The sequence below is a fragment of the Psychromonas sp. genome (assembly GCF_047632955.1).
Classification (GTDB): Bacteria; Pseudomonadota; Gammaproteobacteria; order Enterobacterales; family Psychromonadaceae; genus Psychromonas.
Genome location: NZ_JBLIED010000005.1, coordinates 42,654 through 68,329 on the forward strand (window position 1 = coordinate 42,654; position 25,676 = coordinate 68,329).

Annotated in this window: 25 protein-coding genes and 1 other annotated feature; of the genes, 12 read left to right on the forward strand and 13 right to left on the reverse strand. The window is 42.1% G+C overall.

What is annotated here, in order from left to right:
- Window positions 1–74: 74 nt before the first annotated feature.
- From ACJAZP_RS05385 to ACJAZP_RS05405, 5 genes are all read left to right on the forward strand, one after another.
- Window positions 75–1,358, forward strand: coding sequence for a uracil-xanthine permease family protein (locus tag ACJAZP_RS05385; RefSeq protein ID WP_415229838.1), 1,284 nt, complete (start codon window positions 75–77; stop codon window positions 1,356–1,358).
- A gap of 211 nt (window positions 1,359–1,569) precedes the next feature.
- Complete coding sequence (locus ACJAZP_RS05390; RefSeq protein ID WP_415229709.1) at window positions 1,570–2,946, forward strand: NfeD family protein; 1,377 nt, start codon at window positions 1,570–1,572, stop codon at window positions 2,944–2,946.
- Window positions 2,947–2,976: 30 nt separating this feature from the next.
- Window positions 2,977–3,747 carry a slipin family protein gene (locus ACJAZP_RS05395; RefSeq protein WP_415229710.1) on the forward strand — a complete coding sequence of 257 codons (771 nt, stop codon included), beginning with the start codon at window positions 2,977–2,979 and terminating at the stop codon, window positions 3,745–3,747.
- A 79-nt stretch (window positions 3,748–3,826) separates the two neighbouring features.
- Window positions 3,827–4,873 (forward strand): CNNM domain-containing protein, encoded by a 1,047-nt coding sequence (locus tag ACJAZP_RS05400; RefSeq protein WP_415229711.1) that lies wholly within the window; start codon window positions 3,827–3,829, stop codon window positions 4,871–4,873.
- A 418-nt stretch (window positions 4,874–5,291) separates the two neighbouring features.
- Window positions 5,292–5,585, forward strand: a complete 294-nt coding sequence (locus ACJAZP_RS05405; RefSeq protein WP_415229712.1) for a hypothetical protein — start codon at window positions 5,292–5,294, stop codon at window positions 5,583–5,585.
- Between the two features lie 49 nt (window positions 5,586–5,634).
- On the opposite strand, the gene ACJAZP_RS05410 is transcribed toward ACJAZP_RS05405, so the two are convergent.
- The 10 genes from ACJAZP_RS05410 to ACJAZP_RS05455 form a co-directional block, all read right to left on the reverse strand.
- A complete protein-coding gene (locus ACJAZP_RS05410) occupies window positions 5,635–6,786 on the reverse strand; it encodes an iron-containing alcohol dehydrogenase (RefSeq protein WP_415229713.1) in 1,152 nt (383 codons plus the stop codon).
- Window positions 6,787–7,070: 284 nt separating this feature from the next.
- Entirely contained in the window at window positions 7,071–7,700 is a 630-nt protein-coding gene (gene hisIE, locus ACJAZP_RS05415; RefSeq protein WP_415229714.1) for a bifunctional phosphoribosyl-AMP cyclohydrolase/phosphoribosyl-ATP diphosphatase HisIE, read from the reverse strand.
- On the reverse strand, window positions 7,697–8,470 hold the full coding sequence (gene hisF / locus ACJAZP_RS05420; RefSeq protein WP_415229715.1) for an imidazole glycerol phosphate synthase subunit HisF: 774 nt from the start codon (window positions 8,468–8,470) through the stop codon (window positions 7,697–7,699). The genes hisIE and hisF overlap by 4 nt, the downstream gene beginning before the upstream one ends.
- On the reverse strand, window positions 8,452–9,189 hold the full coding sequence (gene hisA / locus ACJAZP_RS05425) for a 1-(5-phosphoribosyl)-5-[(5-phosphoribosylamino)methylideneamino]imidazole-4-carboxamide isomerase (RefSeq protein WP_415229716.1): 738 nt from the start codon (window positions 9,187–9,189) through the stop codon (window positions 8,452–8,454). Before hisA ends, hisF begins: the two co-directional genes overlap by 19 nt.
- A 1-nt stretch (window position 9,190) precedes the next feature.
- Entirely contained in the window at window positions 9,191–9,793 is a 603-nt protein-coding gene (gene hisH, locus ACJAZP_RS05430; protein ID WP_415229717.1) for an imidazole glycerol phosphate synthase subunit HisH, read from the reverse strand.
- Window positions 9,790–10,860 (reverse strand): bifunctional histidinol-phosphatase/imidazoleglycerol-phosphate dehydratase HisB, encoded by a 1,071-nt coding sequence (gene hisB, locus ACJAZP_RS05435; RefSeq protein WP_415229718.1) that lies wholly within the window; start codon window positions 10,858–10,860, stop codon window positions 9,790–9,792. Before hisB ends, hisH begins: the two co-directional genes overlap by 4 nt.
- 10 nt (window positions 10,861–10,870) lie before the next feature.
- Complete coding sequence (gene hisC, locus ACJAZP_RS05440) at window positions 10,871–11,941, reverse strand: histidinol-phosphate transaminase (RefSeq protein ID WP_415229719.1); 1,071 nt, start codon at window positions 11,939–11,941, stop codon at window positions 10,871–10,873.
- A 160-nt stretch (window positions 11,942–12,101) separates the two neighbouring features.
- On the reverse strand, window positions 12,102–13,409 hold the full coding sequence (hisD, locus tag ACJAZP_RS05445; RefSeq protein ID WP_415229720.1) for a histidinol dehydrogenase: 1,308 nt from the start codon (window positions 13,407–13,409) through the stop codon (window positions 12,102–12,104).
- A 2-nt stretch (window positions 13,410–13,411) separates the two neighbouring features.
- Window positions 13,412–14,308 (reverse strand): ATP phosphoribosyltransferase, encoded by an 897-nt coding sequence (gene hisG / locus ACJAZP_RS05450; protein WP_415229721.1) that lies wholly within the window; start codon window positions 14,306–14,308, stop codon window positions 13,412–13,414.
- A gap of 22 nt (window positions 14,309–14,330) precedes the next feature.
- Window positions 14,331–14,453 (reverse strand) — a sequence feature (His leader region).
- 135 nt (window positions 14,454–14,588) lie between these two features.
- Window positions 14,589–14,759 (reverse strand): DUF2986 domain-containing protein, encoded by a 171-nt coding sequence (locus ACJAZP_RS05455; RefSeq protein ID WP_415229722.1) that lies wholly within the window; start codon window positions 14,757–14,759, stop codon window positions 14,589–14,591.
- Between the two features lie 194 nt (window positions 14,760–14,953).
- On the opposite strand from ACJAZP_RS05455, the gene ACJAZP_RS05460 reads away from it, so the two are divergent.
- Entirely contained in the window at window positions 14,954–15,202 is a 249-nt protein-coding gene (locus ACJAZP_RS05460) for a cysteine-rich CWC family protein (RefSeq protein ID WP_415229723.1), read from the forward strand.
- Between the two features lie 68 nt (window positions 15,203–15,270).
- Here the strand turns inward: ACJAZP_RS05460 and ACJAZP_RS05465 are convergent, their stop codons facing one another.
- Both ACJAZP_RS05465 and dsbB read right to left on the reverse strand, forming a co-directional pair.
- Window positions 15,271–16,038 carry a hydratase gene (locus tag ACJAZP_RS05465; RefSeq protein ID WP_415229724.1) on the reverse strand — a complete coding sequence of 256 codons (768 nt, stop codon included), beginning with the start codon at window positions 16,036–16,038 and terminating at the stop codon, window positions 15,271–15,273.
- A 227-nt stretch (window positions 16,039–16,265) separates the two neighbouring features.
- Window positions 16,266–16,781 carry a disulfide bond formation protein DsbB gene (dsbB, locus tag ACJAZP_RS05470; RefSeq protein WP_415229725.1) on the reverse strand — a complete coding sequence of 172 codons (516 nt, stop codon included), beginning with the start codon at window positions 16,779–16,781 and terminating at the stop codon, window positions 16,266–16,268.
- 272 nt (window positions 16,782–17,053) lie between these two features.
- Between dsbB and fadR the strand changes: the two genes are divergently transcribed.
- From fadR to serS, 6 genes are all read left to right on the forward strand, one after another.
- Window positions 17,054–17,764 carry a fatty acid metabolism transcriptional regulator FadR gene (gene fadR, locus ACJAZP_RS05475; RefSeq protein ID WP_415229726.1) on the forward strand — a complete coding sequence of 237 codons (711 nt, stop codon included), beginning with the start codon at window positions 17,054–17,056 and terminating at the stop codon, window positions 17,762–17,764.
- Window positions 17,765–17,811: 47 nt separating this feature from the next.
- Window positions 17,812–20,373, forward strand: a complete 2,562-nt coding sequence (locus tag ACJAZP_RS05480; RefSeq protein ID WP_415229727.1) for a DNA translocase FtsK 4TM domain-containing protein — start codon at window positions 17,812–17,814, stop codon at window positions 20,371–20,373.
- A 3-nt stretch (window positions 20,374–20,376) separates the two neighbouring features.
- Window positions 20,377–20,994: an outer membrane lipoprotein chaperone LolA gene (lolA, locus tag ACJAZP_RS05485; protein WP_415229728.1), complete on the forward strand. Its 618-nt coding sequence runs from the start codon at window positions 20,377–20,379 to the stop codon at window positions 20,992–20,994.
- Window positions 20,994–22,325, forward strand: coding sequence for a replication-associated recombination protein A (locus ACJAZP_RS05490; protein WP_415229729.1), 1,332 nt, complete (start codon window positions 20,994–20,996; stop codon window positions 22,323–22,325). Before lolA ends, ACJAZP_RS05490 begins: the two co-directional genes overlap by 1 nt.
- Window positions 22,326–22,395: 70 nt before the next feature.
- Window positions 22,396–22,782, forward strand: a complete 387-nt coding sequence (crcB, locus tag ACJAZP_RS05495; RefSeq protein WP_415229730.1) for a fluoride efflux transporter CrcB — start codon at window positions 22,396–22,398, stop codon at window positions 22,780–22,782.
- Between the two features lie 8 nt (window positions 22,783–22,790).
- Window positions 22,791–24,077: a serine--tRNA ligase gene (gene serS, locus ACJAZP_RS05500; protein WP_415229731.1), complete on the forward strand. Its 1,287-nt coding sequence runs from the start codon at window positions 22,791–22,793 to the stop codon at window positions 24,075–24,077.
- A gap of 152 nt (window positions 24,078–24,229) precedes the next feature.
- Here serS and ACJAZP_RS05505 read toward each other — a convergent pair whose 3' ends face one another.
- Window positions 24,230–25,597, reverse strand: a complete 1,368-nt coding sequence (locus ACJAZP_RS05505) for an AmpG family muropeptide MFS transporter (protein ID WP_415229732.1) — start codon at window positions 25,595–25,597, stop codon at window positions 24,230–24,232.
- Window positions 25,598–25,676 lie beyond the last annotated feature (79 nt).

Below are 25,676 nucleotides of genomic sequence, written 5' to 3' on the forward strand. Positions count from 1 at the left end.
ATCTAAGGGATTGGTATAACTTAACTCTGGTCTTAAATTTCCAGGGTGAATTTTTGAGTATTACGGAGAAAGAGATGACGGCTCGAACAGGTTCTGAATTGGAATCACCAGAAAAAGGTGCGGTTGAAGATGTGACTGCTGACTTTAATGTATTTCAGCAAGCCTTAGCGGGTTCACAAATGTTGTTTGTAGCATTTGGTGCATTGGTCTTAATGCCATTAATCACCGGACTTGATCCAAATGTTGCCTTGTTCACCGCTGGTATTGGTACTTTATTGTTCCACTTAGTGACCAAAGGACAAGTGCCAATATTTTTAGCCTCTTCATTTGCCTTCATTGCTCCTATTGCCTACGGCATTCAAACCTGGGGAATTCCCGGAACGATGTCCGGATTGTTTGCAGCCGGTGTTGTTTATATGCTGATGTCCTATGCGGTTAAGCTCAAAGGGGTTGATTTTATCCATCGTTTATTACCTCCCGTGGTGGTTGGACCGGTGATCATGGTGATTGGTTTAAGCCTTGCTCCCGTTGCCGTTAATATGGCGCTGGGTAAAGCGGGTGATGGCAGTTTTGTGTTAATAGAACAAAATACCGCAATGATTATCTCTTTCTCCTCACTGATCTGTACTTTATTAGTTGCGACCAAAGCAAAAGGCGTTTTTAAGTTACTGCCTATTCTTTCGGGGGTGGTGCTTGGTTATACGCTGTCATTTTTCCTTGGTGTGCTTGATTTTGCTCCCGTTGGTAATGCGGCTTGGTTGAGTCTTCCTAACTTTGTCGCGCCTGAATGGAACTGGCAAGCAGTTTTATTTATGGTGCCGGTAGCAATAGCGCCTGCAGTTGAACATGTTGGAGATATTCTTGCCATTAGTAATGTAACCGGGAAAGATTTTCTGAAAAAACCTGGTTTACACCGTACTTTGTTTGGCGATGGTTTGGCAACTAGTGCAGCTTCTTTATTTGGCGGTCCCCCCAATACGACTTATTCCGAGGTGACTGGTGCTGTGATGTTAACGCGTAACTTTAATCCCAAAATAATGATTTGGGCTGCCGTTATTGCGATTTTCTTGGCTTTTATTGGTAAATTTGGTGCTCTATTACAAACCATTCCTTCGGCTGTTATGGGCGGTATTATGATCCTATTATTCGGGACTATTGCGTCGGTTGGATTAAATACCTTAATCCGGCATAAAGTTGATCTGTCCAACGCGCGTAATTTATGTATTGTTTCTGTCGTTTTGGTTTTTGGAATAGGTGGAATGGCCTTTGACTTTGGTGGTTTTAGTCTGCAGGGCGTCAGTTTATGTGCACTTGTGGCGATACTTTTGAATCTTCTTTTACCCAAGACAATTTCATAAATTAAATTTTATTACTATAAAACGTAATATTTCAGAAATGGAGTATTACGTTTATTTAAAGCCTATTTTAAAATAAAAATATCGAATCAATCAGTTATGATTATAAGTCCGCGTGATTTTTCTCCCTTCTATTTAAACCTTTCCTAAAAAGTCTACAGCACTCCCTAAGTGAACTATTATTAAATCATACTGTAACTTTGGAGGGGTAATCATGAATAAATTGCCTATCTTTTGGTTTTTAATTTCAATGTTTTTCAGTTTTACTGCCAGCGCTAAAGAAGTTTGGGTTATTCCCATTCAGGGCGCTATTGGCCCTGCGACCTCTGATTATATAGAGCGGGAGTTTGAATTAGCGCAGCAGCAAGACGTCTCTTTACTGATTCTTAAAATGGACACGCCGGGTGGCTTAGATTCAGCTATGCGCAGTATTATTCGAAATATTACTTCCTCAACTGTTCCCGTTGCCACTTGGGTCGGCCCCAACGGTGCGCGCGCAGCAAGTGCCGGTACCTATATTTTATTAGCTAGCCATATTGCTGTAATGGCAAATGCAACCAATCTTGGCGCAGCCACGCCCGTTGCTATTGGTCTTTCCGGACCGGATAGTTCGCCTAGTGATGAAAATGCACCGTCAAAGCCGGAAGACGCTGAAAAGAACCAGCAGGTCAGCGCCAAAACGACACTTGAAAAGAAAGCGATTAATGATGCCAGTGCCTATATTAAAGGCTTGGCAAAACTGCATGGTCGTAACGAACAGTGGGCGGAAAAAGCGGTCAGGGAAGCTGCCAGTATCGATGCACAAACAGCATTAGCGGAGAATGTTATTGATTTTATTGCCGATGATCTTGAACAAGTGATAAAGCTTGCCGATGGCCGGGAAATTATATTATTGGGTAATCATACAACGCTATCATTAGATGGGGTCAGCCTTATCGAGCGCACACCTGATTGGCGTTATTCTTTTTTGGCGACTATTACCAACCCTAATATCGCTTATATATTACTGTTAATTGGTATCTATGGATTATTACTTGAATTTTACAATCCCGGTGGTGGGCTCCCCGGTATTTTGGGAGGGATCTGCTTAGTGCTGGCAATGTACGCGATGCAGATGTTACCGATAAATTATGCCGGATTAGCTTTGATTTTACTGGGGCTTTTATTACTTGTAGGTGAAGCCTTTAGCCCAAGTTTTGGTGTTTTGGGCCTTGGCGGGGTTGTCTCATTTATACTGGGTTCCATTTTTCTTATGGACAGTGACTTACCGGAATATCAAATTGCTAAGCCTCTGATTATTGCCGTATCACTGTTATCGGCTGCTTTTATTCTGTTGATGATTGCGCTGTTATTAAAAGTCAGACAGAAAAAAGTCACTACGGGGGTAGATTGTTTGGTTGGCAGGCTTGCTACTGTAAAAGATGATTTTGATAGAGGCCAGGGCTGGGTTGAGGTAGCAGGTGAGAGTTGGCACGCATCCAGCGCTGATAGTTTATTGGCAGGGCAAAAAGTACGCATTCAACAAGTCAGTGGATTAAACCTGGTTGTCTGTGTGAATGATATTGAAAGTCACGGAATAAAACCAGTATAAAACTTGTGTCCATTAATAAGGAGAAAGATGATGATGACTTATAGTATAATCGGTGGTTTTATTTCCATCTTAGTAATCGCGTTCCTCTTTAGCATGTTCAAAGTATTACGTGAATATGAGCGTGGTGTGGTTTATTTTCTTGGGCGTTTTCAGGAAGTGAAGGGCCCGGGATTGGTTATTTTAATTCCTGTTATTCAGCAAATGGTAAGAGTTGATCTGCGAACAATCGTTTTAGACGTACCCACTCAAGATTTAATCACACGTGATAACGTCTCGGTTAAAGTTAATGCAGTTGTCTATTTTCGAGTCGTGGATCCGCAGATGGCTATCAACAATGTAGAAAGTTATTTTGAGGCAACCAGTCAATTATCACAAACGACTTTAAGGTCGGTGTTAGGGCAACATGAACTTGATGAGTTGCTCGCTGAACGGGACCGTTTGAATAAAGACATACAAGTTATTCTCGACAAACAAACGGATAATTGGGGCATAAAAATAGCAACGGTTGAAGTTAAACATGTCGATCTTGATGATAGTATGATCCGAGCGTTAGCCAAACAAGCTGAGGCGGAGCGTGTCAGACGGGCAAAAGTTATTCATGCAACGGGTGAATTCGAAGCCTCTGAAAAATTGCAGCAGGCTGCAATGGTTTTAAGTAAAGCGCCTAATGCGATGCAGTTAAGATATATGCAAACGTTAACTGAAATTGCGAATGAGAGAACGTCCACTATTATCTTCCCTATGCCGATTGATTTGTTGGATAACTTAAAAGATATTATTAAAGAAAAAAATCCAAATTAGTATATAAAGAGAGGCAGCGAGCAAAGTTAAATAATCTCTATACTATTAATACAGATTAAAGACAGACTCATAGGGCACTATGACATTACTTCTTTTTTATATTTTTATTGCCATTGGTATTTCTTTTTTATGCTCACTATTGGAGGCGGTGTTATTGTCCATCACGGCAACCTTTATTGAGCAGGTCAAGGAAACCAATAAACGTGCCGGCAAGGTATTGGCAAATACCAAGTTAAATATTGACCAGTCTATTTCCAGTATCCTTATTTTAAATACGTTCGCTCATACAATGGGGGCCGCTGGCGTTGGCGCGCAGGCTATTCGGGTTTTTGGTGAAAAGTGGGAATCCTTAGTTGCATTATTATTAACCCTGGCTATTTTGTACCTATCCGAAATTATACCCAAAACATTAGGGGTTACCTTTTGGCGTCAACTTGCCATTCCTGCCGCATATATTATTCGCTTTCTGGTTTATTTTATTTATCCATTAGTTTGGCTGTCGACACGTTTGACCGGCTTGTTCCATCGTCATGGAAATGAAAATATCAGCCGTGAAGAGGTCTTGGCATTTGCAGCCTTGAGTTATCAAGTGGGAGGGATTGAAACGCAAGAGAAGCTGTTAGTCGAAAATATTTTTAAATTACGCGATGCCAAGGTAAAAGATATTTTAACCCCGCGTACTATGGTGCATGCTTTGCCTGAATCGACAACGGTTGAGCAGGCATTAGCTTTGGATAAAACGGCTATTTTCACTCGTATTCCCGTTTATGCTGAGACTATTGATAATATCACCGGGTTTATTATTAAGGGTCAACTCTATGAAAGTGAGCGGCGAGGGCAGGGGGCTATACGACTAAAGGAGATTAAATCTCCTATTTATCGAATATCTGGAGAGTTCCCACTTTTGAATCTATTTGATATTTTTATTAAACGCCGGGAACATCTTTTTTTAGTTGAAGATAAATTCGGTCAAACTTCAGGTGTTGTTACCTTAGAAGATGCGGTAGAAAGTTTACTTGGCCGTGAAATCGTGGATGAAAGTGACCAAGTTGCAGATCTACAGAAACTTGCCAAAGAAAATTACCGACAAAGCTTACGTAATAAAAAGGGGGGTAGAGAGCGCTAAAAGCGGCTGTGATAAACCCTATATGCATGCTTTATTTTATCTTTTGAAACTTATATAATTTAAAGTAGGTCTGTTTATGTCAATATATCTTACTTTGCTGCTCTGTTTAGGGTTAAAGTAAATGCATAAAAGTAAGCTCTTGATGATAGTCATTGGCCTAAAGTAAGTGATTTTAATAATATCTGTTGTGTGCTATTTTACTGGAAAATTTTATTTCAACGGATGACTTAATAACAGAGAGTAGTGTAACTCATTATGATCCATTGAGCGCTCTTATAGGCATTTTCAAAGCAATAAAAGAAAGACCAGATACTTGTATTGAGCCTTATGAAACGATTTACTGAAGCTGGCGATGTTAGCAAGGTCGAAGAGAAGACTGACCAAAATACCATAATCTACCAGTAGAGATATTTACAATATGTTTAGACTATTTAATAAAGTTTGGAAACCATGCGCTAAGGCTTTTCATGCTTCTCAAGAGTTCCAGCAACGAATTTGGGTTGTCAGTATTCAACAGGGCGAACAGCAGAAAAATAGTGCTTTTAATAATACCTATTTGATCAATGAAGATAGTTTCGATACGCCGATGCATTGGATGTATGACAAAGGCTATTCAGCAGGAGATATTAAAAAAGTCGACAAGATGCAACGTTCACAGGTGCTTGTAATCGAGTTTGAAAATTACATACATAGTCTGATACGGGTTAAGTAGAGGCCTGCAGAAAATTTTGTGCAGGCTTGGATTTATGTGCAGTTAAAGTTCACAGAGCAGCTTCTAAAATTTTACGTGATCGGCTTAAATCGATGTTAGCATGTTCCCCCAATGCAACCATTCCATGTTTTTTTAAACTATTTAAAATCACTTCAATGGACGATCTTTCAAGCCCCGCATGATTGAGGCTTGTTGGCGCATTCATGATGGTGAAAAAATGAATTGTTTCGGCAATTGCCTGGTTTATGCGTTGCTCAATTGAACCTTCAGTAATAGCAAAAACTCTTTCGCCATATTGTAATAATTTTTCTTCCTTTTCGACCCTGCATATATTCATTACTGCGGGTAAAATAATACTTAAACTGCGTGCATGGTCAATACCATAATTACCGGTAAGCTCATGTCCAATACTATGCGATGTCCAATCTTGCGGCACACCGGCACCAATTAAACCGTTTAATGCCTGCGTTGCACTCCACATTATATTTACTCTAACGGCCAGATCATTCGGTGTTTTTAATACTTTTGGACCTTCTTCGAGCAAATTCAATAATAGAGCTTCTGCAAAACGATCTTGTACTTTGGCATTAACCGGATAAGTGAGGTATTGCTCCATGACATGGACAAAGGCGTCGACAACACCATTGGCACTTTGACGTGGTGATAAGCTTAACGTTGTGGTGGGATCTAAAATTGCAAAAGCCGGGCGAACCAGCGGTGAATTAAAAGCAAGTTTGTCGTGATCTCGAGTAACAACTGCGTTGCCGTTACTTTCAGATCCTGTTGCGGGCAGCGTTAGTATACAGCCTAAAGGAAGCGCACTATTAACCGCCGCCTGTGCTTCCAAAATATCCCAACACTCAGGACCTTCAAATTTGCAGGCCGCCGCAATAAATTTTGTGCCGTCAATGACAGAACCACCGCCAACGGCTAATAGATAATCAAAATCTTCCGCTTTGATTAATGCAACGGCTTTAAGCAACGTATCATATTTAGGGTTTGGTTCAATGCCGGAGAATTCACCCCAGTTATAATCTGCCAAGGCATTCTTAACCTGATCATAAACACCATTATTTTTAATGGAGCCTCCGCCATAAAGCACTAATACTTTCTTGCCTTTTGGTATTTCAGAGGTGATTTTGCTAATCTGACCTTCGCCAAAATGAATACGTGTGTTATTAAAAAAAGTAAAATTATCCATGCCTATCTCCATTTAATAAATTGCAACTTGAGATAATATCCGTGAAGGTTAATTAACATTAGCAGTTAATATCAAATACAGTTGCATTTTTTTCAATCCTTTTAAGGACCTATTATTTAAATGTGTTAATTTTTTTAATTTTTGGGCCATGTGATTAAAAGGAAAGATATAACTTAACTGTGCAGTTGTGTTCGTTGTTTATTGACTTGAATGGTATTGAGCATTTTAAGAGAAAGGTTAATCAACAGATTGTTATCATTAACCCTTCTCTGAAAAATTAAAAATCAACTGCTATGGCGTTCCTGTAATTTATCAGCAACGTCGGATAGTTGTAAACCTTCATTTTGTAATAATACGGTGAGATGATATAAAAGATCGGCACTTTCACAAGTTAATTCATCCATATCTTTGGCCATTGCAGCAAGCGCAACCTCAACACCTTCTTCTCCCACTTTTTGGGCGATACGTTTTGTTCCTCGCGCATAGAGACTTGCAGTATAGCTGCTTTTTGGATCAGCATCTTTGCGTCCGGCTACGATTTTTTCTAAATCGGCAATGAAAGTGAGTGCTGGTTGTAATTCACCTTTAAAGCAGCTTTCTGTGCCCAGATGACAGGTTGGGCCAACGGGATCAACGATAGCCAACAGGGTATCATTATCACAGTCGGTGCTGATTTCTAGAACATTTAAAAAGTGACCAGACTCTTCCCCTTTACACCATAAACGCTGTTTGGTGCGGCTGAAAAAAGTCATTTTCCCGCTTGTCAGGGTTGCGGCTAACGCTTCTTGGTTTACATAACCCAACATTAATACTTTACCGGAGGTGCGGTTTTGCACAATAACCGGCATGAGGTTATCAACTTTTGTCCAATCAAGTCCGTTAAGCTGCTCTTCATTCATTAATACATTACTCATAATCTGATCTCAACCTGCTGTGTTTTAAGGTAAGCTTTTAACTCACCAATATTAATTATCTGTTTGTGGAATACACTCGCTGCCAGAGCGCCATCAACATCTGCCTGGTTAAATACGTCGGCAAAATGAATCATTTCACCTGCGCCACCAGAAGCAATTAACGGTACATTACAAACTGCACGTGCTTGGGCGAGTTGGTCGATATCGTAACCGCCACGAACGCCGTCCTGATTCATCACATTCAGTACAATTTCACCTGCTCCGCGTGATTGCACCTCTTTGATCCAATCAAAAGTATTCCATTTAGTGGTGACCGTGGCATGCTCGCTACCGGTAAATTGCTTAACCTGGTATAAACCCGTTTCCGCATCATAGTAGCTGTCGATTCCAATGACGATACACTGCACGCCAAATTTTTCGCTAAGACGGTTGATTAAACTCGGATCTGCAAGCGCCGGACTGTTAATCGATACTTTATCTGCGCCAAATTCTAATATACGTCGTGCGTCATCGATAGTCTTGATACCACCGGCTACGCAAAAGGGAATATCAATCACTTCGGCAACGCGGCTTACCCAGCTTTTATCTACCACACGGGCATCTGAACTAGCAGTGATATCGTAGAAAACTAGCTCGTCAGCGCCTTCTTCCGCGTAACGTTTTGCCAGAGGGACAATATCACCAATAATCTCGTGATTACGAAATTGTACACCTTTTACGACTTGCCCGTCTTTAACATCAAGGCAGGGAATTATGCGTTTTGCCAGCATTTGATTGCCTCCTTCACATTAAATTTACCTTCGAGCAGCGCACGGCCGACAATCATACCGGACGCACCGGAGCGGGCAACGGCGGTAATGTCATTCAATGAGCCGATTCCACCCGATGCCTGCCAGGCTACCTGCGGGTAGGCTGCGGCCATTTCTTTGTAAAGGTCAACGTTGGAACCGGTTAGGGTACCGTCTTTGGAGATATCAGTGCAAAGTACATGTTTCAGGCCAACGGCTAAGTAAGTCTCCAGTAGAGATTCAATGCTTTGCCCACTGGCTTCCTGCCAGCCGGAAACGGCCACAATTTTGTTACCCTGTGCGTCGATGTTGATATCCAGTGCCAGCACAATACGCTCTGCACCGTATTTTTTCATCCAACCGGCTACCATAGCCGGTTCTTTAACCGCGGTAGAGCCGATAACCACACGCTGTGCGCCTGCATCTAAGAGATCTTTTACGTCCTGCTCGGTGCGCACGCCACCGCCAATCTGAATTTTAGCCGGCGTATTGGCAATCAGGCTGGTGATCACATTGAGCTGACGTTTAGTGACGTCTTTGGCGCCATCAAGATCCACAAGGTGTAACCACTCTGCGCCATCCTGATTGTAGATGGTAAACTGGCTTTGCGGATCATCACTGTAAACCGTTTTTTGTGCGTAATCACCTTGATATAAACGCACGACTTTGCCATCGATCAGATCGAGTGCTGGGATAATCATATTAAAGCTCCAGAAAGTTTTTAATCAGTTGTGCGCCGGTTTTACCCGAGCGTTCAGGGTGGAACTGCACCCCGTAAAAATTATCTTTATTAACGGCAGCAGTAAACGGCGTACCGTACTCGCAACTGGCAATGGTATTGTCATTGACGGGTAGGGCATAACTGTGCACAAAATAGAAGTAACTGCCCGCAGGAATATCTTTAAACAACGGGTCATCAAGTTTAGGCGTGACTTGATTCCAGCCCATATGCGGGGATCTAAGTGGCGCAACATCCATCTTTTCGATATGGCCTTCCACTATTCCCAGTGTTTTAATAATGGGTTGATCACCAAAGCCTTCTTCAGAGGCGCTGGCCAACATCTGCATTCCTAGACAGATCCCTAAAACAGGCTGAGTCAGGCTTTTAATCGGTTCAACTAAATTACGCTCAATGAGGTTGGCCATCGCTTCTTTAGCGGTGCCGACGCCCGGTAGAAAGAGTTTATCTGCCTGCTGTAAAATGGCCGGATCTTTACTGACCGTGACCTTATAACCGAGACGTTCAATGGCAAATTTAACCGAGGAGAGGTTAGCGCATCCCGTATCAATAATGACTATCTTCATAAAACACCTTTGCTTGAAGGTAAGTCGGTTCCCACTACTTGTATAGATTGGCGCAGGGTACGGCCGAATGTTTTAAATAAACCTTCAACCATATGATGCGCATTACCGTTCTCAACTTCAAGGTGTAACGTCGCGCCCAGCGCTTGTGCTAAGGAATAGAAAAAGTGTTCAACCATTTCCGTTGACATAGTGCCGACTAATTCACGTGGAAATTGCGCTTTAAATTTAAGGAATGGTCGGCCGGATAAATCCAACGTACAACTGGCTTTTGTTTCATCCATGGGTAATACAAATCCAAAACGACCTATACCGCGTTTGTCTCCGAGCGCCTCTTTTAAGGCCTCGCCAAGCGCCAGAGCGGTATCTTCAACACTATGATGATCGTCTATGTGTAAATCACCCTTAACCCGTACATCCATCTGAAAACCGCCGTGGGTGGCAATTTGATCTAACATGTGGTCAAAGAAGCCCATGCCGGTATCAATATGGTTTTCACCGGTATTATCTAAATCCACGGTGACATTAATATCGGTTTCTTTAGTTGTACGGGTAACGGATGCCGTACGGCCTTTGCTGGTTAACTGTTTAACAATTGCATTCCAGCCACAGGTTTCTCGGTTGTACATAATGCCGGTGATACCCATATTTTCAGCAAGCTGGATATCGGTTATACGATCGCCAATGACATAGGAATGTGCAAAATCGATGCGTCCCGATTTTAGGTATTCGCTGACCATCCCCAAATGGGGTTTACGGCAGCTGCAGTTATCTGCTGGGAAGTGCGGACAAAGCAGAGTGGCTTCAAACTTAACACCTTGCGAGGCAAAGATTTCGATCATTTTATTTTGCGGAATATCAAAATCACACTGCGGGTAACTGTCGGTTCCCAGACCATCCTGGTTTGACACTATGACCAAAATATAACCGGCGTCTTGTAATGTCAGTAAACTTGGAATGACATTGGCTTCAAAGATCAGTTTTTCTAAACTATCAACCTGTTTGTCGCTGATCGGCTCATCAATTAACGTACCATCACGGTCGATGAATAGAAATTTTTGTTTACTCATTATTTATTTCCTATAGCGAATTTAAGGTGGTTAATGTTGCCTGCATTTCAGCTTCGGTGCCGATAGTAATGCGAATACAGTTTTCCAGTCGCGGCTTGTTGGCAAAGTCGCGCATAATGATGCCGTCTTTGGCAAAGGCTGCGAATACTTTTGCTGAGTCTTTAAAGCGCACCAGTAAAAAGTTACCGGTTGCCTGAAAAATCTCGCTGACACAATCAACGTTCTGCAGTGCCTTTTGTAACAGTTGGCGGTTGTTATTAAGTATTTTAACGCGCTCCAACATAACCGTTAAGCCGCTGCTTGAAAGAGCTTGTATGGCTATCTGAGCAACTGGAGCGGGCACCGGATAAGGCGCAATAACTTTTGACAACATTTCAATAACCGCTTCCTGCGCCAGAGTAAAACCACAGCGAATAGCGGCCAGGGCAAAGGCCTTTGACAGGGTCCGGGTGATCACCAGGTTTTCATATTGTGCGATCAAATCTGCCTGGCTTAATTCTGAACAAAATTCGATATAGGCTTCATCTGCGACAATTAACGCTTTACCTTCTGTTGCCTGCAGCAATGCGATCAGTTTCTGTCTGTCGAGCATATTACCGGTGGGGTTGTTAGGTGCGCATAGGAATACTAATTTAACCTGACTGCCGGCTTTGGTCACCGCGTGTTCAACGGCTTGATAATCAACATCAAAGTTATCTGCTAAGGGCACCTCTTCAATCGCAACACCACAGGTTTCAGCACTGATTGCATACATGCCGTAGGTTGGCGGGCAGATTAAAATGCTGTCAGATCCTGGCTCACAAAAGGTGCGGATCAGTATTTCAATACTTTCATCGGCGCCGCGGGTGCTTAAAACCTGGCTGTGCTTAACGCTTGCATAGTCTGCATAGGCAGAAATGAGAGAGGGGGGTTGAAATTCTGGATAACGATTGAGTTTGCTGGAGTCGAGTTGATATTCATTACAGTCGGGGGATTCATTGGCATTTAACCAAACGTCTCCTTTGCCTCCAATACGACGTGCAGAAAGGTAAGGTGTTAATGCTTGCACCGTTTCACGGGCAAGGAGTTTAATGCTGCTCATGTATTTTATTCCCTTGCGAATAATTTCTGATGTCCGTGGGCAAATGTTTTCAACACTAAATATTTGCCCAAAATTATTAAAAATTAACTGTATTATACCCAAACTACTTGAAGATGCGGATTTCTGTATCTTTAAATGATTTGGGTATATCTACAGGCGGCTATTTTGTACTGTTTAATTTATCAACACGGATAGTAACTGCGCGTTTATGTGCCGTTAATCCTTCTGCATCTGCAAGACAGGTAACCGTAGGAGCTAAATTAAGCAAGCCTTCTTTGGTTAACTCCTGCACAGTATAACGTTTAACAAAGTCTGCTAAGCCTAAACTCGAATAGGTACGAGTATAACCATAGGTAGGTAACACATGGTTTGTGCCACTGGCATAATCACCCACAGACTCCGGCGTCCAGGCGCCAAGGAAGATTGAACCGGCATTTTTCAGTTTCGGCTGCAATGAGCGTGGTGAGTTAGTTTGTACAATCAGATGCTCGGGAGCATAACGGTTAGATATTTGAGCCGCTTGATCAAGATTTTCACAAATAATACTGACACTGTTGGCGATCGCTTTTGAGGCGATATCCCGACGTTCTAAAACAGCCAGTTGCTGGTTAATTTCAATGGCGGTTTGCTCTGCAATCGCAATACTGGGAGTTACTAGTATGGATTGTGAGTCATGACCGTGTTCAGCTTGAGAGAGCAAATCTGCGGCGATAAAAGCGGGATCAGCATTCTCATCGGCAATCACCAATACTTCAGAAGGACCCGCCGGCATATCAATGGCAGCTCCGGCAAAATCATTACTGACCTGACGTTTTGCTTCGGTAACAAAGGCATTACCGGGGCCAAAAATTTTATCAACGGCGGCAATGGTCTCAGTGCCGTAGGCTAAAGCGGCTATTGCCTGCGCACCACCGACGGTATAAATTTCATCTACGCCACAGAGAGAGGCGGCATATAAAATTTCATCAGCCAATGGAGGCGGCGAGCACAGTACTAAGCGGCTGCAACCGGCAATTTGTGCCGGTGCTGCTGTCATAATAACGGTTGAAGGTAGCGGGGCGCTGCCACCGGGGATATAAAGGCCAACTGATTCAATGGCTTGAGTGTGCATTTCACAGACCACTCCGGGCATGGTTTCAACGCGGATCACATCCTGCACTTGTGCCTGATGAAATTTAACCACCTGGTTATAAGCGGTACGGATAGCCGTTTTAATGTCATCACCTAAACGTGCGCTCGCCTGCTTAATTTGTGCTTCTGAGATGGTAAAGTTTTCGCCATCTAATTTGTCAAAACGTTTGGTGTAATCTAATAGAGCACCATCGCCTTTAATACGAACATCAGAAATTATTTCAGAGACAGTTGTTTTCAGACCGGCAGAGTCCGCCATTGCAGGACGAGCAAGCAGTGCTGTTTGTTGCTCATCTGATAAATCTAACCAGTTAACTGTCCGCATTTTAGTTTGCATGCCTACTCCATCATTTTTTCAATGGGTAACACTAGAATAGAGCTCGCGCCTAATGTTTTAAGCTGCTCCATTGTTTCCCAAAATAAGTTTTCTTTGCTGACCACGTGCAGGGCGACATGGTCACTGCTGCCTGCAAGCTGCATCACCGTTGGTTGCTCTGAACCCGGTAATAGCGACTTGATTGCTTCTAAATTAGCGGTTGGTGCATGCAACATGATGTATTTACATTCTTTAGCCGATTGCACCCCATCAATACGGGTTAAAATACGATTGACTAAATCTTGCTTTAGTTGGTTTAATGGTTCAGCCCGCTGGATTAAAACAGCCGTTGAACGATAGATAACTTCAACTTCTTTAAGACCATTTGCTTCCAGCGTTGCACCGGTTGAAACAAGATCACAAATTGCATCGGCAAGGCCCGCACGCGGGGCAACTTCAACGGATCCGGTCAACATACAAGAAGTATAAGGGATTTTAGCTTCTTCCATGAAACGTTTAAGGATATGAACGTAAGTGGTTGCGATGCGTAAATTTGCAAGTGATTGCACACCTTGATAGTCAAAATCATTATCAACCGCAAGTGAGAAACGACAGGCACCAAAAGCTAATTCTTTAACTACTTTATGTGCGGTGGGCTCTTTTGCCACTGCACGCATCATGTTTTCTTCTTCAAGTACATTTTGACCGATAAAACCAAGGTCAACCACACCATCCATTATTAAGCCTGGAATATCGTCATCGCGCACGCGCAGAATATCAATAGCCATATTGTCACTGTGTGCAATCAAGCGCTGGGTATTGAGGTTAACTTTTACACCACAAGCTTTTAATAACTTAACGGTATCTTCACTTAAACGACCTTTCTTCTGTATTGCAATTCTTAAACGCTGCTCTGGCATTATTTTTTTCCTTGTCCTATAAACTAAAAAACCCTCGGGAGGTGAAACTTCCGGGGGTTTATTTTTTTGGTAACCACTGGAAGAACGCAAAAATTCTCCCAAGAATAAGATCCTGAAAGATTAGGTAATATGATGGTGGTGCGATTTCAGAATGATTTTTTTCATGGTTACATAATTCTCTATTGATTAAGTGTCTATAGATTAACAATCTCGTTATTAAAAGTGAACTGTTTTTTGTGTATATTAACTATTAATAGAGAACCATTGTGTGGTTTAGTGGTTATTGCTCAGCCATTAGCGCATTTTGTGGTTCGCTGTTCGACTCTAATGCTTCTATTCTTGCACGCTCTGCTTTAGAAACATATTTAGGTTTTAAACCCGGATTCTTTTTAGCATTCATTCGCTTGATGCGTTTATCAAGAATGCTGTTTAATTTTTTCTTTCTGTTCATCTCTTTTTCCGTACTTATCTATGATGGGTGCATTGTAAAGATCTGCCTAAATAAACACAAGTTAAAGAAAATATTGCGAACATTAAATAACCTTTCTATACAGGCTTAATTATTTAACTAAGCCTGTATAGAGAGGTTTTTTACCGATACAATAAGCGCTGTATATTTTTTACGGAAAAACAGGGGAACGGCCGATGCTTATTGATAATAATAAAACCTCATGCCCATTTTGCGATGGCGTTAATGAGTGTATGGCAGAAAGTGCATCACCTTGCTGGTGTTTTGAGGTGCGAATACCCAAATCATTGATGGCTTTACTGCCGGTCGGGTTTATCGGTAAATCATGTATCTGCCAGACTTGTATTAATACTTTTAAAGAAAATGAAAATTTATTTAAACAAAAATATTCTTTTAAATCAGATTCGAAAAATAACCTTGACTGAGCAGTAAGCCGCGGATAAATCGCAGTTTTCTATCTATAACAGTTATCTATAACAGTTACAAAGACTCGCTATTTTAATGCTTTAAATTCAAGCGAATATTTTCCCAAATTTTTATATTCTATTTCCGTCACTCGATCAAATTGCACTTTGACAACACCCGCATAGGAGCCGGTGATTATCGCTTCTCCTGCCTTAAAGTCCGTGCCGCGTTTGCTCATAAAATTAATTAACCAATAGATTGGGCTTTGCGGAAAAATGTTAGGATGCTTACCGCTAAATTGCTGGCTCTGTGCTCCCTGTTTAAAACTAACCTTTATATCACTTGCCGCATAGGCCTGCGATTTAGTAATTTCAGGGCCAATGAATAAACCTTGATTTGATAAACCATCGGCTAATTTTTCATAAAAGGACGCATCACAATCATTGGCAAAACGGCTCTGTATTAATTCTAGTGCCATATGGCAGCTGGCAATAGCTGCATCTATTTGCTGTTCACTGTAATCCTTTTGCTGGGCAGGTAAATCTTCGCCTAATACAAAAGCAATTTCCGGTTCAAGCTGCGCCAGGCTGTCGTCGGCGAATAGAAAACATTGTGCGCCGCGTTGAATAGTATCGGTAAAGATCGGGGCAACAATGAATTGATCTTTCCCTAAAGGGTGCAGACATTTCCATCCACCCACCTGATCTGCACGTTGTGCGATCATTTGTTGCTGTATTTGTAAGGCATCCTCACTTGAATTGGGACGAAACTGTTCAGCCAGTCGGCCCCTTTTTACGCCTGCTTTGCGTGCCTTTAATAACGCTGTTGCTGCTTGTGAAAATTTAATCTCTGTCATGTTACTGACCTCTAGTGCTAGCGGGTAATGAGCGTATCGATTGGATTAAAAACGTTAATAAGATAAACAGGATGCTGAGAATCGATTCATAAAAAGTAAAGCACTAACATGTTTTTTAATGTGCATTTATGCAAAAGCGTTAAAGAGGTCTCTTTAACGCCTTTGGGCATGAGTATAAAGCAGGCTAGATAATTTTTTTTGCTTTTAAGCACTGTTTTTAAACGCTTTTAAACCTTGTTTTTAAACATAGAACTGATGGCTACAATCACAAACAACAGTGTGTAGATTGAAAAGCTGACAATTAACCATTGCGGCATGGAATAATCTAAAAATTTCCAGACGATATCAGAGCAGTCTCCCGTGGGATTAAATAACCATGGAAGCCATTCATGTAAAGGTGCCCAGCTCGGGAAATTAGGGAAAAAATCACAGGTAAAAAAGGGAGAAGGGTGCATTTGATAATCCGTATGTTGTATCGCTAATAAAGTCCCCCAAACGGCACTTATTCCCCATAATAAAAAAGCAGTCAAACGAATCAAAACACTTTTTGGCGCACTGGCGCCGATTAAACCTGCGAATAAAATACCAAGCATGGCAAGACGTTCGTAAACGCACATAACGCAGGGCTCAAGACGCATCACGTGCTGAAAATATAAAGCACATAATTCAAGGGATAGCGCGCTTGCTGCCAATAATAACCAGGACCAACGCTGCTTGGAGATCGTTTTTAAAATTGCTAACACAAAGATTCCTAATACCAAAAAATAGAGTAACCTAACTTTATCATTTAGAAGGGTTAAATGAAAAGATTTCAACGCCATAATATTTATAAATTATTAAGCGAATATAATAAACTAATTCGCTGTGCTCATTAAAATAGCTGTATTTTTACACAGTATTCGTACAGAGACCCTTCTTTGACTGTTGATGCTTGATTTACATGGATAAAGGACCTGTTTTGTCTATTAACCTCTGTGTTACTATAGAAAGATAAAAAGTAAGGGTGAACATTTATATGGTAAAAAACATAAAAGGGCCTGCAGACATCGCTGAGCAGTATTTGATAGAATCCATTTGGAATGGCTCTATACCAGTACATTCAGCATTGCCGGCTGAACGCGTGCTGGCCGATAAAATAGGTGTGACGCGCACAACGCTGCGTGAAGTTTTGCAGCGTATGTCTAAAGACGGCTGGATTACTATTTGCCATGGTAAGTCAACAAAAGTAAATGATTTTTGGGAAACCTCAAGTTTAAATGTTTTAAGTACTATTACCCGCCTTGATATTGAGCGGCGGGCAGATTATATTGACCAGCTTATGTCAGTACGTACTAATGTCAGTGCCATTATTTTACGCATGGCTGCCAAGAATAATGCAAAAAGTGTGCTTTCTTTTTTAGATAAAGTACCTTCGATTGATGCCAGCAGTGAAGAGTTCACCGAATTTGATTACCGTTTTTATCATCAGGTTGCGGTTTCCTCCAATAATATGATTTATGTTCTGATTCTAAATGGATTACAGGACTTGTATCGTCGGGTTGGCGGTTTTTATTTTTCAAATACCGAGGCAAAATCTATTGCCCTGGATTTTTACTCTGACATTAAAGTTGTATTGGAGAAAGGGGAGATACATCAGATCATGCAGGTTGTGCGCGATTCGGCTTTCGCCAGCGGTAAAATTTGGCTGCATTTACGTCATCAGCTTCCCGATGACTTTCTGGATTAAATAAACTAAATTAATTTTTCATTCTTTTTTATAACAGGATAACTCTTTTGTCTAAAAACAACTTTCTTAACCGGCTCTCCGGTGCACAAAAATTATTAGAAGTCGGAATAATCACCTGTGCGTTTGTCTGCGTTTTTATCAGTATTTCATTGCTCACCTTTTCACCGGTTGATCCGAGTTGGTCACAACAACAGTGGGTGGCAGAAATTCACAATTCGGGTGGTCGGGTTGGTGCCTGGATAGCAGATATTCTCTTTTATGGTTTTGGATTACTCGCCTATTTTGTCCCTGTACTGATTGGTGTTTTTGCCTGGATGTTTTTATGGAAACCAAAATTTAGTTTGGATATTGATTTTTTGAATCTCGGATTACGTATTATCGGGTTTATCTTTACGGTGTTTAGTACTACAGCATTAGCTTCTCTGAACTTTGATGATTATCATTATTACCCCTCCGGTGGTTTGGTGGGCGACATTATTGCGCAAAGCATGTCCGGTTTTTTTAGTTTGTTAGCAGTGAATTTTATTCTGTTAACCTTGCTTGTTTCAGGCACAACGCTGTTACTCGGTTTTTCCTGGCTTAGTTTAATCGATAGTACCGGGGCTGTTGTTATTATTATGTTTACCTGGCTGATAACATTGCCAGAACGCTTTTCACTGTGGCGGAACAATCGCAAAGCAGAAAAGCTATTAAGGCTTAATGAAAATGCGCCGAATCGAAGTGTACCAAAAAATAAGCGTAAAATGGCGCTTGAGCAGCGAGCAGCTTCTAAACTCGCTGCAAAAAAAACGCCTGCTGATAAAGTTTTTGAGTTCCCTGATGATGCAGATGTTGATAATTCATCCTTTGACGATTCAACTTTTGATGATGCAAACAGTGATCAGCAATATTTCGATGCCCCCTTTGATATCGACTTTGTTGAAGATGATCAAAAGGATTTACCGGATTTTTCATTTGCAGCGCCGGAAACAGAAAATATACCTGCTTTTGTCACTGAACCCGCAGCCCCCAAAGCTGCTAAAGCGCAACCGGCTGCCGCGCCTAAACATAATTTTAACCATCTGCCGGAACATGCAAGACCCGCTATTAAAAGAAAGACAGTGGAAGAAAACCTGGCTCCCTTTCCAAGTATCGACTTGTTAGATCGGCCCAATAAAAAAAGCCATCCTATTTCGCAGGAAGAGCTGGACACTGCGGCGCGTTTAGTTGAGGCTAAATTACTTGAATTTAAAATTAAAGCGCAAGTGGTGAATGTCTTACCCGGACCGGTTATTACCCGTTTTGAACTTGCTTTAGCACCCGGCATGAAAGTAAGTACCGTGACCGGTTTAGAAAAAGACTTGGCGCGTGCCCTGTCGGCAATGAGCGTGCGTGTGGTTGATCAAATTCCCGGTAAGTCGGTTATTGCCTTAGAGTTACCGAACAAACATCGGGAAATTGTTTATTCTTCGGAAGTATTAGGCAGTGCCAAATTTAGAGAAAGTAAATCACCCTTGAGTATGGTGCTTGGTGCTGATATTTCCGGGCAACCCGTGGTGGTTGATTTAGCTAAAATGCCGCATCTTTTAGTGGCCGGTACAACGGGTTCGGGTAAATCCGTGGGTGTTAACTGTATGCTGGTGAGTTTATTGTATAAATCCGCGCCTGAAGACGTACGATTGATACTGATTGACCCTAAAATGCTGGAATTGAGCGTATATGAAGGAATTCCGCATTTATTAGCGGAAGTTGTTACTGACATGAAGGACGCGGCAAATGCATTACGCTGGTGTGTTGGCGAAATGGAGCGCCGTTACAAACTGTTGTCTGAACTGGGTGTGCGTACACTAGCAAGTTATAATAGTACGGTAAAAGAAGCCGCTGAAGCGGGCACGCCATTAACAGATCCTCTCTGGAAAGAAGGGGACAGTATGGACTTGAGTGCGCCGGAATTAACAAAATTACCCAGTATTGTGGTGGTGGTTGATGAATTTGCCGACATGATGATGATTGTTGGTAAAAAATGTGAAGAGTTAATTACCCGTATTGCACAAAAAGCACGTGCCGCCGGCATTCATTTGATTTTAGCGACACAGCGTCCATCGGTAGACGTTATTACCGGTTTGATTAAAGCAAATATTCCAACGCGAATTGCATTTCAAGTCTCAAGTAAAATCGACTCAAGAACTATTTTAGGTATGCAGGGTGCAGAAACCCTGTTAGGTCACGGCGATATGTTATATATGCCGCCAGGTGTTGGCGTGCCGATTCGTGTACACGGCGCCTTTGTTGATGACCATGAAGTGCATCGCGTGGTAGCGGATTGGAAAAAACGCGGAGAGCCTAATTATGTACAGGAGATCATCGATGGTGATAATACGTTAGATATGCTGCTACCCGGCGAAGAAGCTGATGGGGATAACGATATCGATGCTTTATTTGATGAAGTAGTTGAATTTATTACTGAAACTCGTAAAGTATCAATATCAAGTATTCAGCGTAAATTTAGAATCGGTTACAATCGCTCTGCGCGTTTGGTGGACCAGCTTCAAGCTCAGGGTGTGATCAGTGCACCATCAGGTGCTAATAGTAATCGCGATGTGCTCGCACCGTCTCCCGTTAAGGATTAATTTATGAAAAAAATGGTTGTAATCATTTCCATCTTGTTAAGCTCATTTCTGTCTTCTGCCGTTTCGGCAGCGACGGACTCTCAGTTATTAAAAGAAAAATTAGCCAAATTCAGTATTGTTAATGCTGACTTTTCGCAACGGGTAAGCAGTCCGGATGGTAAAATATTAGATGACAGCAAGGGCAGGTTAGCCATTTCTCGCCCGGGTAAATTCCGCTGGGAAGCTGTTACGCCCGAAGAGGAGTTAATAGTCTCCGATGGTCAAACCATGTGGATGTATAGCCCTTTTATTGAACAGGTCACTCTGCTTAACTTAAGCGATGCAATACAAGGAACTCCCTTTATCCTGCTTTCCGGAGCGAATGAGTCGCAATGGGCGAATTATCAGGTAAAAAAAGTTAACGATCAGTTCATGGTCAAGAATATTACCGACACTGCGCAGCAGAGATCTTTTATATTTGAATTTAACAAGACAGGTCAGGTTAGTAAATTTATAGTCATCGAAGCGCTCGGACAACGCAGTGAGTTTACACTGACCCATAAAGTGTTAGATAAACCCTGGCCTGCGGGATATTTTCATTTTGAAACTCCGGCGGGTGTTGAAATAGACGATCAACGTTAATGAAAGATCTATTTGAATTTAATAATGATTTTCAGCCATTAGCGGCGCGGATGCGGCCTAAAATTTTTGCAGATTACATTGGCCAGTCACATATTATCGGTACCGGTAAGCCGTTACGGATTGCCTTGGAAAACGGCGCCGCGCACTCCATGATTTTATGGGGTCCACCCGGTACCGGCAAAACAACCTTAGCAGAATTAATTGCGACCTACTGTCATGCGCATGTAGAGCGTCTTTCAGCCGTGACCTCGGGCATTAAAGAGATACGTGCTGCGATTGAAATTGCTCAGCAAAATCGCACTAATGGTATTCGTACCTTGCTGTTTGTTGATGAGGTACATCGTTTTAACAAAGCGCAGCAGGATGCCTTTTTACCCTATATTGAAGATGGCACCATTTTATTTATTGGGGCAACAACGGAAAATCCCTCCTTTGAGCTTAATAATGCACTGTTATCCAGAGCACGAATTTATTTATTAAAAAAACTCAGTGAAGCTGAGATAATCGCGGTGATTGATCAGGCTTGTGCTTCAGAGGATGGACTCGCCGATAAAAATATTAAATTTATTGGTGATGTTAAAGAAAAATTAGCGCAGCTTGTTCAGGGGGATGCCAGAAAAGCCCTTAATTATCTTGAATTATTAGCCGATATGGCGATTGATTCCGAGCAACGTTTATCCATTAATCTGGACCTGTTGAAGGAGATTGCCGGTCGTGAGGGGGTTAGCTTTGATAAAAAAGGGGACCTTTTTTACGACCTGATATCGGCCTTTCATAAATCGGTGCGTGGTTCCGATCCCGATGCCGCACTTTATTGGTATGCGCGTATGCTCGCTGGTGGATGTGATCCGCTGTATGTGGCGCGCAGGTTATTAGCGATTGCATCGGAAGATATCGGTAATGCCGATCCGCGGGCGATGCAAATCGCAATAAATGCCTGGGACTGTTTTGCGCGCGTTGGGCCCTATGAAGGTGAGCGGGCAATCGCCCAGGCTATTGTCTACTGTGCCAGTGCACCTAAAAGTAATGCCGTTTATATTGCCTTCGCCAATGCCAAGCAAGCCGTTAAAGATTTTCCTGAATATGAAGTGCCGTTACATCTTCGTAATGCGCCGACTAAATTAATGAAAGAACTTAACCATAATTTAGGTTATCGTTATGCCCATGACGAAGACGGTGCTTTTGCTGCGGGTGAAGTTTACCTGCCGGAAGAGATACAAGGCAGCAAGTTCTATCAGCCAACGGATCGTGGTTTTGAAAAGCAAATTTCCGCTAAACTTGATTATTTAGAGCAATTAAACCAGCAGAGTAATAATAAACGTTATCAGTGATCGGATTGTTTATTGGATGATCTTTATAACGTATTTACAGTGCAACAGACACAAGGTATGAGTCACTTATATGAATAGTATGGTTATAAATCTGGCATTGGTGGCCAGTGGCGGGGCATTTGGGGCGACATTACGCTATTTAATCGGAATGGGTGTGATAAGCCTCTTTGGAAAAGGTTTCCCCTTTGCTACACTCTCGGTCAATATCATTGGCTCGTTGATCATGGGCTGTATATTTCAACTTGTTCAACAAGAAACCATTGCAGCATCACCCTGGTGGCCGTTGGTTGGTGTTGGGTTTTTAGGTGCATTAACCACCTTTTCAACGTTTTCAATGGATAATTTACTGCTCTTGCAGCAGGGGGAATTATTTAAAGCGATTTTAAATGTCGCATTAAATGTTGTGGTCTGCCTTTTAGCCGCATATGTTGGCACATTATTAGTCTTTAAAAGTTAGGAAGAAGCATGTTAGATCCAAAATTTTTACGTAACGATATAGAACAAACTGCACTACTGTTAGCTTCTCGTGGATATACTTTGAATGTTGAATTAGTCAATCAACTCGAAGAAAAAAGGAAAACGCTACAGATTACCACTGAAACTTTGCAAGCTCAGCGTAACAGCCGCTCCAAAGAGATTGGCCAGGCGGCAAAACGTGGTGAAGATATTACCGCGCTGCGCACTGAAATGGGGTTATTAGGCGAAGATTTAGACCGGGCTAAAGAAGATTTTACCTTGTTAGCCGAGCAGATTAAAAACCTCGCATACAATATGCCCAATTTACCGCATGAATCAGCACCTATCGGTAAAGATGAAAGTGAAAATGTAGAAATATTAAGATGGGGTGAGCCGAAGAAGTATGATTTTGAAGTTAAAGATCATGTTGATTTGGGAGAAGCTCTAGGCGGTTTAGATTTTAAATCAGCGGTTAAAATCAGTGGATCACGTTTTATTGTTATGCGCGGACAAATCGCTAAATTACACCGCTCTTTAGCGCAGTATATGTTGAATCTTCATACTGAGCAACATGGTTATACTGAGTTGTATGTCCCTTATCTGGTTAATGCTGATAGCTTATACGGTACCGGGCAACTGCCTAAATTTGGCGATGATCTGTTTAATACCAAGCCGGCAACCGAAGAAGGCATCGGTATGTCCCTTATTCCAACGGCTGAAGTTCCGCTCACTAACATGAGCCGGGACATGATTTACGATGAATCGGAGTTACCGCTTAAGTTAACTGCCCATACTCCTTGTTTCAGAAGTGAAGCGGGATCCTACGGTCGTGATACCCGTGGCCTCATTCGTCAGCATCAGTTTGATAAAGTTGAAATGGTGCAGTTAGTGCATCCTGACAAAAGTTTTGAAGCATTAGAAGAGTTAACCGGGCATGCAGAGCAGGTCTTAAAAAATCTGCAGTTACCTTACCGTAAAGTGGTTTTGTGTACCGGTGATATGGGCTTTGGCGCAACTAAAACCTATGACTTAGAAGTGTGGTTGCCGGCTCAGGATCAGTATCGTGAAATTTCATCTTGTTCAAATGTAGGGGATTTTCAGGCGCGCCGTTTGCAGGCTCGTTTCCGCCCGACAGGTGCTAAAAAGCCGGAGTTATTACATACTCTAAACGGCTCTGGGTTGGCGGTGGGACGCACTTTGGTGGCTGTGCTTGAAAACTATCAACTGGAAGACGGTCGTATTGAAATCCCGCAGGTATTACAACAATACATGGGTGGCTTGACACATATAGGCTAGCTGTTCCTTAGCATACAACCTTTGAACATATGCAGGCAGATTCTCGCAGCTTTAACTTTGAGAGTCTGGCTGTAATGCATTTTTACAATGGCATTTCTTTATTCTACGTTTACGACCCGTAAAATATATTCCTTTTTACTTTCTCTCAATTGCTAACTTTTTTCTCTTTTAACTTTTGCTTTACTTCGGTGCTTATCAGAAACATGGTCAAAGAAGTGCCGTAATGAATAGAGCATTATCAAACTTGGAATAACCATTAATGCGGTGATAATAAAGAACGTTGACCAGTCATTTAATATATCAATCAATTGACCACTGAATGACGCGAGCGTAGTACGTCCGAGGTTGCCCAATGAAGCTAACAGGGCGTATTGGGTGGCAGAAAATGCGCTACCGGTTAACAGGGTTAAAAATGACACAAAAGCGACCGTTGAAAATGCCGTGGTAAAGTTATCAACCAGTATGGTTGCTAAGAATAGATGCTCATTCGGGCCCACATGGGCTATCCAGGCAAACATCAAGTTACTTGCTGCCATTGCCGTTCCACCAATCATTAAACCACGCACAATGCCAAATTTGACGTTAAAGACACTGCCCAGCAAAGTGAAGAAGATAGTTGCCCCCCAGCCGATAAGTTTTGAATAGTGACCTATTTGCTCATTGCTAAAACCAATCTCTTTATAAAAGACAATCGACATTCGACCCAGAAAAGCTTCGCCAATTTTAAATAAGAATACAAACAATAAAATAGTGAGTGCAACTTGAACACCATTGCGTTTAAAGAAATCCCAAAAAGGCTCAATCACGGTGACACTTAAGAAAGTCATCATTTTAGACTTAAGTACTTTGTTATATTTATTTTCAGCTTGTTTCTGCAATGTTTCGCGTTCAGTGACCGGCTCCCCAACAAACAGGGTAAATAACATTAACACGCCAACGACAACCGCCATGCCATAATAAACACCATTCCAACCCATACTGTCAGCATTCATAAAAGCAAAATAACCCGGCAGCGAATAACCTGTCCACCAACCGATCACCGCCATCGCCGCAGCTTGCGGTAATTTACTGGTTTGCTGTCTTGGAAAGGTATCTATGCGATAGGCGTCAATGGCAATATCCTGGGTAGCAGAGGCGATAGCAATGCCCAATGCCAGCATCGAAGTCATCATCAGATTAGTAGCAGGGTGCGTCCCTGCAATCAACAAGGTGAAAACCAAAATGAATGCCTGGCAAAGGAATATCCAGCTGCGACGTTGTCCCAGAAGGGGATAAAGAAGAGGGAGTTTTACTCTATCGATTAACGGCGCCCACAGAAAATTAAAGGCATAGACAGTAAATACTGATCCAAAATAACCTATTGCGGCACGCGTTAAACCGGCATCCTTTAACCAGCCTGACATGTTGGAGCCGATTAAAACCCAGGGGAAACCACTTGAGCAGGCAAGCATAAAGACCCATAACAAGCGCTTATCTAAATAGCTGTGGAAGGTATCCTTCCAAGATAGCGTTGTGCTCATTAGGTTTTCCTTTTGATTAAAGCAACGCAGATAATGATTATCCGCATCATTGTTGTAATTTTAACATGGGTTAGTCCGG

Excerpts from the sequence above, each read along its gene's own strand:
- ACJAZP_RS05385 (WP_415229838.1), top strand. The coding sequence starts at position 75 with ATGACGGCTCGAACAGGTTCTGAATTGGAATCACCAGAAAAAGGTGCG.
- ACJAZP_RS05390 (WP_415229709.1), top strand. The coding sequence starts at position 1,570 with ATGAATAAATTGCCTATCTTTTGGTTTTTAATTTCAATGTTTTTCAGT.
- ACJAZP_RS05395 (WP_415229710.1), top strand. The coding sequence starts at position 2,977 with ATGATGACTTATAGTATAATCGGTGGTTTTATTTCCATCTTAGTAATC.
- ACJAZP_RS05400 (WP_415229711.1), top strand. The coding sequence starts at position 3,827 with ATGACATTACTTCTTTTTTATATTTTTATTGCCATTGGTATTTCTTTT.
- ACJAZP_RS05405 (WP_415229712.1), top strand. The coding sequence starts at position 5,292 with ATGTTTAGACTATTTAATAAAGTTTGGAAACCATGCGCTAAGGCTTTT.
- ACJAZP_RS05410 (WP_415229713.1), bottom strand. The coding sequence starts at position 6,786 with ATGGATAATTTTACTTTTTTTAATAACACACGTATTCATTTTGGCGAA.
- hisIE (WP_415229714.1), bottom strand. The coding sequence starts at position 7,700 with ATGAGTAATGTATTAATGAATGAAGAGCAGCTTAACGGACTTGATTGG.
- hisF (WP_415229715.1), bottom strand. The coding sequence starts at position 8,470 with ATGCTGGCAAAACGCATAATTCCCTGCCTTGATGTTAAAGACGGGCAA.
- hisA (WP_415229716.1), bottom strand. The coding sequence starts at position 9,189 with ATGATTATCCCAGCACTCGATCTGATCGATGGCAAAGTCGTGCGTTTA.
- hisH (WP_415229717.1), bottom strand. The coding sequence starts at position 9,793 with ATGAAGATAGTCATTATTGATACGGGATGCGCTAACCTCTCCTCGGTT.
- hisB (WP_415229718.1), bottom strand. The coding sequence starts at position 10,860 with ATGAGTAAACAAAAATTTCTATTCATCGACCGTGATGGTACGTTAATT.
- hisC (WP_415229719.1), bottom strand. The coding sequence starts at position 11,941 with ATGAGCAGCATTAAACTCCTTGCCCGTGAAACGGTGCAAGCATTAACA.
- hisD (WP_415229720.1), bottom strand. The coding sequence starts at position 13,409 with ATGCAAACTAAAATGCGGACAGTTAACTGGTTAGATTTATCAGATGAG.
- hisG (WP_415229721.1), bottom strand. The coding sequence starts at position 14,308 with ATGCCAGAGCAGCGTTTAAGAATTGCAATACAGAAGAAAGGTCGTTTA.
- ACJAZP_RS05455 (WP_415229722.1), bottom strand. The coding sequence starts at position 14,759 with ATGAACAGAAAGAAAAAATTAAACAGCATTCTTGATAAACGCATCAAG.
- ACJAZP_RS05460 (WP_415229723.1), top strand. The coding sequence starts at position 14,954 with ATGCTTATTGATAATAATAAAACCTCATGCCCATTTTGCGATGGCGTT.
- ACJAZP_RS05465 (WP_415229724.1), bottom strand. The coding sequence starts at position 16,038 with ATGACAGAGATTAAATTTTCACAAGCAGCAACAGCGTTATTAAAGGCA.
- fadR (WP_415229726.1), top strand. The coding sequence starts at position 17,054 with ATGGTAAAAAACATAAAAGGGCCTGCAGACATCGCTGAGCAGTATTTG.
- lolA (WP_415229728.1), top strand. The coding sequence starts at position 20,377 with ATGAAAAAAATGGTTGTAATCATTTCCATCTTGTTAAGCTCATTTCTG.
- ACJAZP_RS05490 (WP_415229729.1), top strand. The coding sequence starts at position 20,994 with ATGAAAGATCTATTTGAATTTAATAATGATTTTCAGCCATTAGCGGCG.
- crcB (WP_415229730.1), top strand. The coding sequence starts at position 22,396 with ATGAATAGTATGGTTATAAATCTGGCATTGGTGGCCAGTGGCGGGGCA.
- serS (WP_415229731.1), top strand. The coding sequence starts at position 22,791 with ATGTTAGATCCAAAATTTTTACGTAACGATATAGAACAAACTGCACTA.
- ACJAZP_RS05505 (WP_415229732.1), bottom strand. The coding sequence starts at position 25,597 with ATGAGCACAACGCTATCTTGGAAGGATACCTTCCACAGCTATTTAGAT.